This is a genomic window from Lacinutrix sp. MEBiC02595 (genome assembly GCF_053601555.1).
The window spans coordinates 71,687-86,231 of record NZ_JBSHNU010000222.1; the positions used below are offsets into that span (position 1 = coordinate 71,687).

Annotated in this window: 14 protein-coding genes; all 14 read left to right on the forward strand. The window is 31.8% G+C overall.

Annotated features, from left to right (window positions below):
• The first annotated feature begins 22 nt into the window (after positions 1–22).
• The gene (locus ACVCZW_RS10190) at positions 23–985 is read left to right on the forward strand and encodes a GDP-L-fucose synthase family protein (protein WP_452232341.1); all 963 of its coding nucleotides are present in this window, start codon (positions 23–25) and stop codon (positions 983–985) included.
• Positions 986–1,002: 17 nt separating this feature from the next.
• Positions 1,003–2,442, forward strand: a complete 1,440-nt coding sequence (locus ACVCZW_RS10195) for a nucleotide sugar dehydrogenase (RefSeq protein ID WP_452232342.1) — start codon at positions 1,003–1,005, stop codon at positions 2,440–2,442.
• Positions 2,443–2,489: 47 nt separating this feature from the next.
• Positions 2,490–3,626: an acyltransferase family protein gene (locus tag ACVCZW_RS10200; RefSeq protein WP_452232343.1), complete on the forward strand. Its 1,137-nt coding sequence runs from the start codon at positions 2,490–2,492 to the stop codon at positions 3,624–3,626.
• Between the two features lie 54 nt (positions 3,627–3,680).
• Positions 3,681–4,268: an acyltransferase gene (locus tag ACVCZW_RS10205; protein WP_452232344.1), complete on the forward strand. Its 588-nt coding sequence runs from the start codon at positions 3,681–3,683 to the stop codon at positions 4,266–4,268.
• Positions 4,265–5,638, forward strand: coding sequence for a lipopolysaccharide biosynthesis protein (locus ACVCZW_RS10210; protein WP_452232345.1), 1,374 nt, complete (start codon positions 4,265–4,267; stop codon positions 5,636–5,638). The genes ACVCZW_RS10205 and ACVCZW_RS10210 overlap by 4 nt, the downstream gene beginning before the upstream one ends.
• Before the next feature lies 1 nt (position 5,639).
• Positions 5,640–6,647: a CgeB family protein gene (locus tag ACVCZW_RS10215; protein WP_452232346.1), complete on the forward strand. Its 1,008-nt coding sequence runs from the start codon at positions 5,640–5,642 to the stop codon at positions 6,645–6,647.
• A complete protein-coding gene (locus tag ACVCZW_RS10220; RefSeq protein ID WP_452232347.1) occupies positions 6,647–7,789 on the forward strand; it encodes a glycosyltransferase family 4 protein in 1,143 nt (380 codons plus the stop codon). The genes ACVCZW_RS10215 and ACVCZW_RS10220 overlap by 1 nt, the downstream gene beginning before the upstream one ends.
• A 32-nt stretch (positions 7,790–7,821) precedes the next feature.
• Complete coding sequence (locus tag ACVCZW_RS10225; protein ID WP_452232348.1) at positions 7,822–9,225, forward strand: hypothetical protein; 1,404 nt, start codon at positions 7,822–7,824, stop codon at positions 9,223–9,225.
• Positions 9,215–10,201: a glycosyltransferase family 4 protein gene (locus ACVCZW_RS10230; RefSeq protein ID WP_452232349.1), complete on the forward strand. Its 987-nt coding sequence runs from the start codon at positions 9,215–9,217 to the stop codon at positions 10,199–10,201. Before ACVCZW_RS10225 ends, ACVCZW_RS10230 begins: the two co-directional genes overlap by 11 nt.
• A complete protein-coding gene (locus ACVCZW_RS10235) occupies positions 10,191–11,339 on the forward strand; it encodes a glycosyltransferase (RefSeq protein ID WP_452232350.1) in 1,149 nt (382 codons plus the stop codon). The genes ACVCZW_RS10230 and ACVCZW_RS10235 overlap by 11 nt, the downstream gene beginning before the upstream one ends.
• Entirely contained in the window at positions 11,336–11,890 is a 555-nt protein-coding gene (locus tag ACVCZW_RS10240; protein ID WP_452232351.1) for a putative colanic acid biosynthesis acetyltransferase, read from the forward strand. Before ACVCZW_RS10235 ends, ACVCZW_RS10240 begins: the two co-directional genes overlap by 4 nt.
• Entirely contained in the window at positions 11,883–12,782 is a 900-nt protein-coding gene (locus tag ACVCZW_RS10245) for a glycosyltransferase family 2 protein (protein WP_452232352.1), read from the forward strand. The genes ACVCZW_RS10240 and ACVCZW_RS10245 overlap by 8 nt, the downstream gene beginning before the upstream one ends.
• A gap of 32 nt (positions 12,783–12,814) precedes the next feature.
• Positions 12,815–13,576 carry a glycosyltransferase family 2 protein gene (locus ACVCZW_RS10250; protein ID WP_452229287.1) on the forward strand — a complete coding sequence of 254 codons (762 nt, stop codon included), beginning with the start codon at positions 12,815–12,817 and terminating at the stop codon, positions 13,574–13,576.
• A 182-nt stretch (positions 13,577–13,758) separates the two neighbouring features.
• Positions 13,759–14,538 carry a polysaccharide biosynthesis/export family protein gene (locus tag ACVCZW_RS10255; RefSeq protein WP_452229288.1) on the forward strand — a complete coding sequence of 260 codons (780 nt, stop codon included), beginning with the start codon at positions 13,759–13,761 and terminating at the stop codon, positions 14,536–14,538.
• Positions 14,539–14,545: the final 7 nt, after the last annotated feature.

The following is a 14,545-nucleotide window of genomic DNA, read 5'->3' on the forward strand; positions in this document are numbered from 1 at the left end:
ACACCTTCAAAAACAATAAGACATGACAAGTACGCTTTCAAAAGATACTAAAATATATATCGCAGGTCATAAAGGGATGGTGGGTTCTGCTATATGGCGCGCATTAACAGCAGACGGTTACACCAATATCATAGGTAAAACTAGTAAACAATTGGACCTACGTAATCAAGAAGCAGTCACAACCTTTATGGCAACCACAAAACCAGAAGTGGTTATTGTAGCAGCAGCAAAAGTAGGCGGGATTTTAGCAAACAGCCAATTTCAATACCAGTTTTTATTAGAGAATTTACAAATACAAAATAACCTGATTGATGCTGCGCATACCAATGCAGTGCAAAAATTAGTGTTTTTAGGCAGCTCTTGCATCTATCCAAAATTAGCCAAACAACCACTAAAAGAAGCGTATTTACTAACAGGACCATTAGAGCCGACGAACGAAGGCTACGCGATTGCAAAAATAGCAGGCGTAAAACTCTGTCAGCATATAAAAAACCAATACAATAAAGATTTTGTAAGCCTAATGCCTACTAATCTATATGGTACAAACGATAATTTTGATTTAAAATCCTCGCACGTATTACCAGCTATGATTCGTAAGTTTCATGACGCTAAAAACAACAACAACGCAACAGTAACGCTATGGGGAAGTGGGACACCAATGCGCGAATTTTTATACGTAGATGATTTGGCAAAAGCAGTTGTTTTTGCCATAGAAAACAAGCTGTCAGACCATTTGTATAATGTCGGGACAGGAACAGATGTAACCATTAAGCAGTTGGCGGAAACGATACAACGTATTGTAGGACATACAGGAGAGATTGTTTGGGACAGTACCAAGCCCGATGGAACACCTAGAAAATTAATGGATGTCACCAGAATGAAAAATGCAGGATGGCAATACACTATAGATTTAGAAGAAGGTATTAAAAAAACCTACGATTGGTTTCTGTCTAATAAATCCTCTTATAAAGAAGTCAAATTATAAAAAATAGTACTATTAGTATGCATACCCAAATAGATAATATCCAGAATTCTTCCGTTTTAAAACCTAAAAAAATCACATCCATATGTTGTATTGGTGCTGGTTATGTTGGTGGACCAACGATGGCGGTTATGGCTCAAAAAAATCCAGATATCAAAGTTACCGTGGTGGATCTTAATGCACAACGTATTGCAGATTGGAATGATAGCGATGTAACCAAATTACCCATTTTTGAACCAGGATTAGATGTAGTGGTTCAGGAAGCTAGAGGACGCAATTTGTTTTTCTCTACCAATGTGGAAGATGCGATTGATGAAGCTGATATGATTTTTATTTCCGTAAATACACCAACCAAAACCTATGGCGAAGGGAAAGGGATGGCAGCAGACTTAAAATATATCGAGCTGTGCGCCAGACAAATTGCAAAGGTTGCAACTACAGATAAAATTGTAGTCGAAAAATCAACACTACCAGTAAAAACAGCACAAGCCATAAAAAGTATTTTAGACAATACCGGAAACGGAGTCAAATTTCAAATATTATCCAATCCAGAATTTCTAGCAGAAGGTACCGCAATGACCGATTTGGCAAATCCAGATCGCGTATTAATTGGTGGAGACCAAAGCCAAGAAGGACAACAAGCTATGCAAGCCCTAGTAGACGTGTATGCTAGTTGGGTACCAAAAGCACAAATATTAACCACCAATATATGGTCGTCTGAGCTATCTAAATTAGTAGCTAACGCCTTTTTAGCACAACGGGTATCGTCTATAAATGCCATTTCGGAGTTATGCGAAGCTACAGAGGCTGATGTAGAAGAAGTTGCCAAAGCCATTGGGATGGACTCGCGTATAGGATCAAAATTTTTAAAAGCCTCCGTAGGTTTTGGAGGCTCTTGTTTTCAAAAAGACATTTTAAACTTAGTCTATATTTCTAAATCTTTAGGCTTACAAGAAGTCGCAGACTATTGGGAGCAGGTTATTATAATGAATAATCACCAACGTAACCGCTTTGCAAAAAACATTGTTTCTACCTTATATAATACCGTATCCGGAAAAAAAATAGCCTTTTTAGGATGGGCGTTTAAAAAAGATACTAATGACACCAGAGAATCTGCAGCAATATACGTCGCAGATAAATTAATAGACGAGCAAGCCAATATTAGCGTGTATGATCCTAAAGTGACTGCCATACAAATGCAATCGGATATGAATTATTTAAATACCAGAACCGAAACCCAAAATAGCACCTATCTAAACACAGAAAACAACCCTTACGATGCTGTCAAAGATGCACACGCTATTGCCGTGCTAACGGAATGGGACGCGTTTAAAACCTACGACTGGCAACGCATTTATGATAGCATGAGTAAACCCGCGTTTGTTTTTGATGGACGAAACGTATTAGATAAAGATGCTTTGGAAGCGATTGGGTTTCAAGTGAAAGTGATTGGGAATTAATAGAATAAATAAAGGAGTATTAAATCTTGCCTCATAATAAATTTTAAATGCCCAACAAAACAAAAGTATATTTTGAAAATCTAAATACTTTAAGATTTATAGCAGCGTTTTTAGTAATAATTCATCATATAGAATACCGTAAATTTTTATTTAATGTAACACCAAATTTATGGGTTGATAACAAACCAATAAGATTGATTGGTAGTTTAGGAGTAGTGCTGTTCTTTGTTTTAAGCGGGTTTCTTATAACTTATTTGCTTTTTGTCGAAAAAAAAGTCACAAAAACTATTGATATAAAAAAGTTTTACATTCGGCGAATATTAAGAATATGGCCTTTATACTTCTTTCTAATTATAGTAGCAGCTTTTATTTTACCTTATATAGGTTATTTTGAAATACCAGGTTTTGAATCGGAAATGGTGTCTGAAAATTTTGTTTTCAAATTGATACTTTATGCCTTTTTTTTACCAAATTTAGCATTGACCTTATTAGGCGGGATACCATACGCAACAATGGCGTGGTCTGTAGGTGCTGAAGAACAATTTTATTTAATATGGCCGGTATTAAACAAATATATCAGAAATAAATGGAAGTTGATGTTCAGTGTTATTAGCATATATTTAATCATTAAGTTGGTATTGAAATTTATAAGAGCAAATCCATTTTTTAATGAAGTTGACAAGTTTTGGGAAGCTGCCCCTATTGATTGTATGGCAATAGGAGGCCTTTTTGCTTTGATTTTGTTCGAAGAGAAAAAACACACACAATATATTAGGAAATTATTATTTACGAAAGTAACACAGTATAGTGTTTTGTTTGTCGTATTTGTTTGTATTGGATTTGGTGTTTTTATTCCGTTTTTTCAAAAGGAATTCTATTCTATTTTATTTGGTATTTTGATCATAAACTTTGCAGCAAATGACAATAGAATATTTTCAATGGAAAATAAAATCACAAATTTTCTTGGAAGAATATCTTATGGTTTATATATGTTTCATTTAATTGCAATAACTATTGCGATTAAATCAAGTCAGTATTTCAACTTTAGTAACTTTATAATTTATCCAGTAACTTTTATTTTATCTATATTATTTGCTTCGATTTCTTATTACTATTTTGAGCTAAAATTCATTAATAAAAAGAAAAAATATTCACCTATTTTAAGTGGTGATAATGCGAAATAATTTATTGATAATAATATTGCGTTAAACTGTACTTTTGATGTTTATAATTTAATTATGACTACTTACAAAAAGAGAATACAATCTAGAAGTAAATTAAAGTTTATTTTAGGAATCATTACGAGATTAAAAAAACACATAATCAATCGTTATATAAATTGGTTAGCAAAAAGAAAAGGAGCTATTATAGGTGAAAATGTTACACTTAATTATAAGCTCGCAAAAAAAGCAAATTCAAATTTAATCGTAGGAAATAATACTTCTATCCAAACTGATTTAATAGATTTAAGAGCAAAAGTAATAATAGGAAATAATGTTATCATAGGTGGGGGCGCTGAGATTTTAACATGTAGCCATAATGTAGATTCCATAAACTGGGAGTTTAAGCCATACGGAATAACAATTGATGATTATGTTTGGTTAGCCACTAGAGTTTTTGTTTTACCATCTTGTACGCATATAGGTAAAGGTGCTGTTTGCGCTGCGGGTTCTGTAATTGTTAAAAATGTAGAATCTCTAAGTATAACTAGTGGTAACCCTGCAAAGCATTTAAGGTTTAGAACACAAACTCATACGCATTTAATAGTTGAATCATTATTAGGAAATGATTTGTCGACTTATATTAAGACTTACTTAGCAAAATGAGTACAAATCCAAATATATTTAAGAATGTGATTTCTAGTGTTTTTTCTAAGTTTTCACAAACTATTTTACGAGTCATACAAATCCCTTTATTGATATATTTTTTAGGTGTTGATGATTTTGGTAGATGGACTGTTTTATATACCATCCCTTCTTGGTTAACATTGGCGAATTTTGGTTTTGGAACCGTAGCTTCTAATCAAATAACTATGCTAGTTGCTGATAATAAATTAACAGAAGCTATAAAAACGTATGCCTCTACTTTTTTTTTATTATTAATTATCTTTATAGTTGGCTCGCTATTGACGACCTTAATAATCCCAGTGGTAAATTGGGATTTATTATTAAAAACGAATAATATAGCATCTAGAAATACCGAATTTAGTCATGCAGTTATATTTATGTCAATTTCCGTGTTTTTATCTTTTTTTTATGGTCTTTTAGGAAGTGCCTTTAGAGCAAAAAGAAAAATGCACCGTCAAATATACATATCCACTTTGCTTCCCTGGCTTAATTTAGGAGCAATGATTATTTCTTTAAGCATCACAAAAAGATTTGATTATTTATCATTTGCACTACTCTTTTCAAATATAATCTATGCCATAATATTTTACTCTTTAAGTAAAAAAACATTCCCGAGTCTAGTTTTGTCAGGAAAATATATTGATACTAATTTGTTTAAGTTGTTATTTAAAAAAGGCATTGCATTTCAAGCTATGCCTTTAGGTAATGCTTTAAATATCCAAGGTAGTATTATTATTATTCAATTTATATTAGGTCCTGCTGCTGTGGCTCTATTTAGTACCCTTAGAACACTTATTAATATTATTAAACAAGTCATAGATATCATAAACCAATCTACTTGGTCAGAATTAAGTTATTTAATTGGTGAAAAAAATTACATCAAGGCTTCAAAAATACATGCGTTTGGAATTAGTGTTGCCATAATAATGGCAATATTAGGCTGTATATTTTTATTATTTTTTGGAGAATTTATCTATAATATTTGGACGGATAATCAAATTACCCTTCCTTTTATGTTATTACTAACAATGTTAGCTTCTATTCCTTTAAATGCCTTATGGGTTACAAGCAGCGTCGTTTTAATGGCCTCTAATAATCATGAGAAGTTAGCTAAAACGTATATACTAGTTTCTTTAATTACTTTTGCTCTAACTTTAATTCTAACTTATTTTTACCACCTAAATGGGGCAGCTTTTTCTATGATTATTTTTGAGCTTCTTTTAGTACCATTTGTAGTAAAAAACTCTATTATAATTACTAATGATAATTGGATTAATTTTAAAAAAGAAGTTATTAAATCATTCAAAGTAATACCGGTATTTATATTTGCTAAACTTAAGCTGCGTTAAAATGAATATGCTTTTTGTGCACCCTCCCGAAGGAAATGCTTTAGAATTATTTAAGGCATTTGAACTATTAGATAATACAACAATAGAATTTTTATCAAATAAAAAAGGGAAGATCTTTACTTTTATAGATAAGGTTAAGTTTAAATTGAAATTGCCTTCTGATAAGTATAATTATAACAAATTACTTTTAACTAAAAACTTAAGTCAAATAGATGTCATATTTATAGTCAAGGGTGTTATGATTTATCCTAAAGTTTTAAAAAAAATAAAAACGAGTTATCCGAATCTAAAATTAGTAAGTTTTTCTTTAGATGATATGTTTGCTTGGCACAATAGAAGTATTTACTACACCTTAGGATTAAAGTATTATGATTTAGTATGTACAAACAAAAGTTATAATATGACAGAATTGAAAACTTTAGGTGCTAAAAAGATGTATTTCTCTAATAATGCATATTCAAAAAATATACATTATCCTATTTATAAGGAAAATAGTAAATATGCACATGATGTGTTATTTATTGGGACATTAGAAAAACAACGTTTTGAAAGCATGAATTTTTTAGCAAAAAATGGTATTCAAGTTCATGTATATACGGATTCTTTTGATAATGTAGAATTTGCAAATCATGATTCAAATTTAATAATACATAAAGGCGGATTGTATTATGATAATCATTGCGAAGCTATTACTAACTCAAAAATTACTCTTTGCTTTTTACGTAAAATAAATAGGGATTTACAAACAACACGTAGTGTTGAAATTCCGGCTTGCGGTGGTTGTATGTTAGCAGAAAGAACAGAGGAGCATTTGAGATTGTTTGAAGAAGGTACAGAGGCTGTTTATTTCAATACAGATTTGGATTTACTTAAAAAAACACAATATCTTTTATCTAATGATTTGGATAGAGTTCAAATCTCAAAAAAAGGAATTCAAAGATGTGAGATTAGTGGTTATTCATACCAGCATTTAGCGTCAAATTTAATTAATCAAATTAATCAATTATAATGAAGGTTTTAATATCTGTAGTAGGCAGGTTCCATGCATTCGATTTAGCTAAACAGCTACAAAAGCATAATCTCCTTTATAAAATAAATACGACTTACCCAAAACATATAACAGCGCAATGGGGTATCGATAAGGATAAAATATCAAGTAATATTGCATTAGAGTTAATTAACCGTTATGTAAAAAGGTATGTGCCTAAAGTATTAAAAAAACGCATAAATACTTTTGTAAATAAGCGTCAAGCAAAAAGCAACATTAAGTTGTTAAAAGATGTAGATATCTTTATAGGTTGGAGTGGCTCTAGTTTAGAAGCACTAATAGAAGCAAAAAAGAGAGGCGTTATTACAATATTAGAGCGTGGTAGTAGTCACTATAGTTATCAAATGGATATCTTAACTAAGGAATATAAAAAACACAATAAAAATTTCTCTCCCGATTATGATACCTGGAAACGCGAATTGTTAGAATATGAATTAGCGGATTATATATCGATATCCTCTATTTACGTAAAAAGAACCTTCATTGAAATGGGGATACCAGAATCTAAATTACTATTAAACCCGTATGGTGTTGAAATCACTAATTTTAAACAAATTCCCAAAACAGATGCTACTTTTCGAGTTGTTTATGCTGGAGGATTTACTTTTCAAAAAGGAGTTGAATATTTATTAAAAGCTTTTTACGAATTAAACCTACCCAATAGTGAATTAATTCATTTAGGATCAGTAAATAATGAAACACAAGATCTTATTGAAAGGTATAAAAAAGATAACATTAAATTTTTAGGTCATCAAAAACAAGATGAATTATACAAATACTACTCACAAGGAAGTGTTTTTGTTATGATGTCCATTCAGGATGGTTTTGGTATGGTTTTACCTCAAGCTATGGCTTGTGGTTTACCCATTATAGCTACTAATAACACTGGGGGTCCGGATTTATTAACGGCTAACGGAGAAGAAGGTTATGTTATAAATATCAGAGATGTAAATGCTTTAAAAGAAAAATTACGTTATCTGTATAATAACCCCGAAGTTTGCATAACTATGGGGCAAAAAGCTAAAACCAGAGTTAGTCAAGGCTTTTCTTGGGATGATTATGGCACGCGCTATTTTAACAATTTAAAAGAAGTTTCAAAATAACATTGAAAATTAATTTTAAAATATACGTTTTTTTGAAAACAGCAACTTGGTTACTGTTTAGCATTTACCTACTATTTGGTTTAGTTGTGTTGGAGCATAATTATTTAAAATACACATTACTTTTATGTATTCCAATAATTAGACTAACGGTTATTGAGTATATTAATAAATGGTATAAATTGGGGCGTCCTAAATTATTAGATTGGTTTCGTTTAGCGACATTATTGTCATTAGTATTGCCTCTTTTAGGTATGATTTACACTTTAGATACAACAGATACAACGTTGGTGTTTCAGGCTATTTTAATAGAAAATCAATATGCTTTGGATTGTATTTTTGCAATATTAATAGGTTTGTTGGCTATTTCTTTTGCCGAATTTGCAATAAAATTAGTGCCAATTAACATAAAAAGGAAAAGAGAAAAACAGACGGTGTTTAAATTAAAAAAATATAGTTTGTTTGCAGTGTCAGCAATAGTTGTAATGTTAGCCAACGTGTTTTTAGTTTTGGGTGATATAATAGGTTTTGGAAGTGCTGGAGTAGACCTAAATGCTAGTTTTTTAGTACAAATACTAAATATCCTTTCTTCAATTTTTTTAGTAAGTATTGCCTATTTTAAGTTTTTTAACTTTTATCCAAAAAAGAACATTACTTTATTATTATATGTTTGTCTTACTTTATCTATAATTGAAGGGTTTTTATCGGGTATGAAAGAGAATGTTATTGTACCACTACTTTTGGTTTTAGTACCTTATTTTTTGGCGGGTAATAAACCTAAACTAAAGCAAGTATTAATACCTGTATTTATACTGTTATTTTTATATCCATTAAATAATAATTATCGTTCTGCTTTAAGTTTGTATAATAGTAAGCCTGTTGCTTTTTATCAGGCATTGGACAAAACGTTTTCTAGCGAGATATTTTCGGATAAAGAAGAAGAATATAGTATTACAAGTCGTTTTCAGGGCTTTTTACCATTTTTATATGGTGTTTCCATTGAAGAGGATTGGCAGTCTTTTAAATATTTAAATAGATATGTCTACTTACCTGTAGCTTGGTTTGCTCCAAGGTTTTTAATACCTAGTAAGCCTATGGCAAATACAGGTAATGAATTGTATAAAATAATGCGTAATACAGATGTTACATCTGTTTCTATTACGCCTACGACTTACGGTTGGTCTTATCTGGAAGGTGGTTATTTACCTATGTTTTTAACCTTTTTTATTTATGCTTTTATAATTTGCTTATTGGAAGGGAATTTATATTTAAATAATTTGGTGCCTATTATAATTTACACAGTACTATTAACAGCAATGATAAAAATTGAATCAGATATTTATTTTAGGATTAACTCTGTATTACAATTGCTTTTTATAGTCTTCATTTTTAAAAAAGTGTTTCTAAAAAAAATGAAAATCGTACAGTATGCTAGTTAATTACATTTTTCGAAGTAAAGATAGTGGCGGACATAGTATTGAAGAGCTTTTTGCATCTGTAAGTAGTGCATTGCCCAAAGAGGTTGAGGTTAATATGGTGCAGTTACCTTACGCTGGTGTGTCACTTAAAGCAATGGTTTTAAATATTTGGCATGTTATAAAGCTAAAAGGTATAATTCATATTACTGGAGATGTACATTACATTGGTTTAATTCCTTTAAAAAAAACAGTATTAACCATACACGATGTTAATTCAATTGTAAAAGGTTCGGCTTTAAAAAAAATTATATTTAAAACGTTTTGGTTTACATTGCCTGCTTTTTTTGTAAAAAAAATAACAGTAATATCTCAGTTTTCAAAACAAGAAGTTTTACAAGTTATTCCTTGGGCAAAACAAAAAATTAAAGTGATTTACAATCCAGTAAATCCTATGTTTGCTGCTACTCCAAAAATTTTTAATCCAAGTAATCCTACTATTTTACATATTGGGACAAAAACTAATAAAAATCTAGAAAACACGATTAAAGCTTTACAAGATATACCTTGCACTTTAGTTATTGTTGGTGCTTTAAATACACATTATAAAACACTTTTAAAAACAACAGGTGTAACGTATGTAAATTATAATAATTTATCCTTTGATGCTATTGTAAAGTGTTACCAAAACTGTGATATTGTAAGTTTTATATCCTTGTATGAAGGTTTTGGGCTACCAATTATTGAGGCTCAAAAAACAGGACGCGTTGTAATTACAAGTAACAAAGCGTCTATTCCAGAAATAGCTGAAGATACAGTACATTATGTAAATCCGTTAGACGTTGACGCGATCCAAAAAGGGTTCGAAAAAATTATAGCAGATAATAATTACAGGGAAGCTTTAATAAATAAAGGATTTAAAAACGTAACCCGTTTTAATTTAGATAACATTACAAAACACTATTTAGAAGTGTATAAAACAGTAGTAAATGCAAATTAATCACGTTATAACCTCAATAGATATTACAACTGGTGGACCAGCAAGAAGTGTCACGCACTTAATTGCAGCCATGTTAGGTGTTGATAAATCATTAGCTATTGGATTGGACACTTTAAAAAGTGAAACTCCAATTACAACTACTTTTAATACGGTTAATAGTGGGATTAGATTTCATGCTTTTGAGAAATTACAACGCTCTAAAAGTTTAGTAAATAGTTTAAAACAATCGGATGCTACTTTATTACACGGTCATGGGTTGTGGCAAATGCCAGTGCATCAAATGGCTAAAATAGCACGTCAAAAAAACATACCGTATATTATTACGCCAAGAGGCATGCTGGAGCCTTGGGCGTTAACACAAGGTAAATTAAAAAAGCAATTGGCTTTACAGCTGTTTCAGTATAAAGATTTAGAAAAAGCCACCTGTTTGCATGCTACCGCACCAATGGAAGTGGACAGTATTAGGGCGTTAGGTTTAAAAAACCCTGTAGCCATGATACCCAATGGTATTAATTTGGAGGATTTTCCGAAGCAAAAACCAACCAAAGCAAAACAACCGTTTAGACTGTTGTTTTTGTCTAGGATTCATAAAAAAAAGGGGATTGAAAATTTAATCGAAGCGTGGCAACAAGTAAGCACTGGATTAAAACAAAATTGGGTTATTGATATTTACGGTAATGGCGATCAAGCATACATTAATAGCTTAAAAGAAAAAATAAAAGCTGCTAATTTACAAGATCAAATTAGTATTAAATCGCCTGTTTTTGATGACCAAAAATTAAAAGTATTTAGAGAAGCTTCGATTTTTGTGTTACCAACTTTTAGCGAAAATTTTGGGATAGTAATCGCAGAAGCTTTAGCCAGTTATACGCCTGTAATTACTACAAAAGGCGCACCTTGGCAAGAATTAAACACGCACGATTGCGGACAATGGATTGATGTTGGTGTTGCGCCATTAGTGGATGCGCTTAATACCATGATGGCAAAACCACCAGAAGTATTGCAACAAATGGGCGCAAATGGTAGGCAATTAATTGAGCAAAAATATAGCATGCAAGCAGTTGCAAAACAAATGTTAGCGTTGTACGATTGGATTTTAAATAAAGGAGAAACACCTGATTTTATAGATGTAGTATGAGCAAAGTAGATTTATCACAATATAAAAACAGTTTAAGTCGCAAAAACCAAATAGCACGGTTGTTGTGGACTATGGTTTGGTTTGTTTTTGCAAGACCATTACCACGCAGTATTGGTAATACTTGGAAATTGTTTTTATTACGTCTGTTTGGTGCAAAAGTACACGCAAAAGCAGTGGTGTATTCTTCGGTTAAAATTTATGCACCTTGGAATTTAGAAATGCACGCATATGCGTGTTTAGCGCCAGAAGTGGATTGTTACAATGTTGCTAAAATTACTATTGGTGCGCATACTACGGTGTCGCAAAAAACATATTTATGTGCCGCATCGCATGATATTAGTAAATCAAATAACCCTTTAATTGTTGCCCCAATAATTTTAAAAGACCAATCTTGGGTTGGTGCAGCTGCTTTTATTGGTATGGGTGTTACAATTGGTCAAGGTGCTGTAGTTGGTGCAACAGCTTCAGTGTATAAAGATGTTGAACCTTGGGCTATTGTTGGTGGTAATCCAGCAAAATTCATTAAAAAAAGAAATCTAAATAATGAATAAAGCTTCAATTACAGTTATAATATTAACGTTTAATGAGCAAATTCATTTACAACGCTGTATAGACAGTGTCAAAGATATTTGCCAAAATATTGTTGTTGTGGATTCATTTTCAACAGACAATACGGAACAAATTGCAATTAAAAATAATGTTCAGTTTGTTCAGAACAAATGGACTAATCATGCAGTTCAATTTAATTGGGCATTGGCTAATGTTAATATTACGACAGATTGGATTTTACGTTTAGATGCAGATGAATATTTAACGGTAGCGCTTCAAAAAGAAATTCAAAAGAAATTATCAAGCATTCAAACACCAATTAACGGTATTGTGTTGCCTTTAAAACGTGTTTTTTTAGGCAGACATATAAAACGTGGTACAGGTGTAATAAAGTTATTACGATTGTTTAGAACAGGTTTAGCAAAATCGGAGTCTCGTTGGATGGATGAACATATTGTATTGTCAAAAGGTCAAACCATAGATTTTTCTGAAGCTTTTGCGGATGATAATTTAAATAACCTTAGTTGGTGGACGCAAAAGCATGTTGGTTATGCGATAAGAGAGGCAATTGATTTATTAGATATTGAATTGGATCTAATTCCAACGCATAAAACGGAAGGCAGTTTAAGTAAACAAGCTTCAAATAAAAGAGCTTTAAAAAAGAGCTATTCCAAAAAACCATTGTTTTTACGCGCATTTATTTACTTTATTTATCGCTATATATTTCGACTTGGATTTTTGGAAGGAAAAGAGGGTTTTTTATGGCATTTTTTACAAGGTTGGTGGTACAGGACTTTAGTAGATGCTAAAATTTATGAAATTAAAAAAGCATGTGGTTCTGACCCAATAAAAATAAAAAACTATTTAAAAGAACAGTATAGTATTAGTCTTTAAGATTTAATCTTTCGGATTTAGAAACAATTCAAATGAAAATTTCAATAATAACAGCAACCTACAACAGTGGTGCAACTATAACCAGTTGTATGGCGTCTGTATTGGCACAAACGTATCCAAATATCGAGTATGTAATTATTGACGGAAACTCCACAGATAATACCATTGCTACGGTAAAACAAATCCAATCGGAAGCGCCCAACGCTAATATCGTCATTCAATCTGAACCCGATAAAGGAATTTATGATGCCTTGAATAAAGGAATAGCTTTGGCGACCGGAGATGTGATTGGTTTTGTGCATTCCGATGACTTGCTAGCTAATCCAAAAACCCTAGAGACCATTGCGACTATTTTTAAAAACCAAACCGTGGATGGTGTGTACGGCGATTTACAATATGTTAATAAATCGGACATTACTAAGGTGATTAGGTATTGGAAAAGTGAAGTATTTACAAAACGCTTGCTTAAAAAAGGGTGGATGCCCGCACATCCTACGTTATTTTTAAAACGTGACGTGTATAAAAAACATGGCCGATTTAATTTAACCTACAAAATAGCAGCAGATTACGACTTTATTTTACGCGTGTTTAAAGATGATAGTTTGGCGTTTAGTTACTTGCCAGAAGTTATAACAAAAATGAGAGCTGGTGGCGCAAGTAACCGCAGTCTAAAAAATATCCTTATAAAATCGAAAGAAGATTATAAAGCAATTACCACTAATAACATAGGCTCGATTTGGACCATATTACAAAAAAATGTGTCTAAATTAAATCAGTTTTTTAAGAAAGACTAAACGAAAACTATTACTATTTATTTACAGTAAGACTGTTTATGTGTTATTTAGTTACTATTTTTGCCGCCAAATTCAAGTGTAACGTATTGTTTTATACTTTTTTATAAGTTGGTTTAAAACATAAAATAGAAGTACCCCCAAATAATAAATTACTTAATCTAAAAAAAAAGAAACCATTACCCATGAGTATACCACAAAAATTAAAAGGGCTTTTACTAATCCTATGTGCTGTATTTTGCAGTAGTTGTGTGAGTAATAAAGAAATTTTATACTTTCAAGATGCCGATACCTACAAAGAAACTAAAATCGAGTATCGCGAAAACACTATTCAGCCTAACGATATATTGTCTGTAACCATAAGTGCTGCTATTCCAGAAACAGCCATTCCGTATAATCGTATCACGAGTACTAATGCCGCGTCTAATACTAGTTTAGAAATGCTAAAACTGCAAGGGTATTTAGTAAACCCAGATGGAACCATCTCTTTACCAGTGTTAGGTAAAGTGGTCGCAAAACAATTAACCAATAGTCAATTAGAGACTGCTATAGGTAATCAATTAGAAACAGGAGGGCATTTACGTAATCCTATAGTAACCGTACGTTTGTTAAATGCAAAAGTAACCGTATTAGGAGAGGTTCAAAGTCCAGGGACATTCACGTTTACAGAGCAATACTTAAGCGTGCCACAAGCTTTAGGCTATGCAGGAGATTTAACTATTAATGGTCGTCGTGACGATCTGTTACTTATTAGAGAAGTAGACGGCATCCGTAAAATTAAGCATGTGAATTTAACCACTGCCAATTGGATGGATGATGCAGAATACATGCTAAAACCTAACGATGTGTTAGTAGTACAACCTAATCGTGCTAAAGTGAAAACAGCAGGATATATAGGTAATGTTACCACTATTGTTGCTATTGCTTCCTTAGTGGTAAGTGCCACTATTTTACTGACTAGATAATCCCTAT

Excerpts from the sequence above, each read along its gene's own strand:
- ACVCZW_RS10190 (WP_452232341.1), top strand. The coding sequence starts at position 23 with ATGACAAGTACGCTTTCAAAAGATACTAAAATATATATCGCAGGTCAT.
- ACVCZW_RS10195 (WP_452232342.1), top strand. The coding sequence starts at position 1,003 with ATGCATACCCAAATAGATAATATCCAGAATTCTTCCGTTTTAAAACCT.
- ACVCZW_RS10200 (WP_452232343.1), top strand. The coding sequence starts at position 2,490 with ATGCCCAACAAAACAAAAGTATATTTTGAAAATCTAAATACTTTAAGA.
- ACVCZW_RS10205 (WP_452232344.1), top strand. The coding sequence starts at position 3,681 with ATGACTACTTACAAAAAGAGAATACAATCTAGAAGTAAATTAAAGTTT.
- ACVCZW_RS10210 (WP_452232345.1), top strand. The coding sequence starts at position 4,265 with ATGAGTACAAATCCAAATATATTTAAGAATGTGATTTCTAGTGTTTTT.
- ACVCZW_RS10215 (WP_452232346.1), top strand. The coding sequence starts at position 5,640 with ATGAATATGCTTTTTGTGCACCCTCCCGAAGGAAATGCTTTAGAATTA.
- ACVCZW_RS10220 (WP_452232347.1), top strand. The coding sequence starts at position 6,647 with ATGAAGGTTTTAATATCTGTAGTAGGCAGGTTCCATGCATTCGATTTA.
- ACVCZW_RS10230 (WP_452232349.1), top strand. The coding sequence starts at position 9,215 with ATGCTAGTTAATTACATTTTTCGAAGTAAAGATAGTGGCGGACATAGT.
- ACVCZW_RS10235 (WP_452232350.1), top strand. The coding sequence starts at position 10,191 with ATGCAAATTAATCACGTTATAACCTCAATAGATATTACAACTGGTGGA.
- ACVCZW_RS10240 (WP_452232351.1), top strand. The coding sequence starts at position 11,336 with ATGAGCAAAGTAGATTTATCACAATATAAAAACAGTTTAAGTCGCAAA.
- ACVCZW_RS10245 (WP_452232352.1), top strand. The coding sequence starts at position 11,883 with ATGAATAAAGCTTCAATTACAGTTATAATATTAACGTTTAATGAGCAA.
- ACVCZW_RS10250 (WP_452229287.1), top strand. The coding sequence starts at position 12,815 with ATGAAAATTTCAATAATAACAGCAACCTACAACAGTGGTGCAACTATA.
- ACVCZW_RS10255 (WP_452229288.1), top strand. The coding sequence starts at position 13,759 with ATGAGTATACCACAAAAATTAAAAGGGCTTTTACTAATCCTATGTGCT.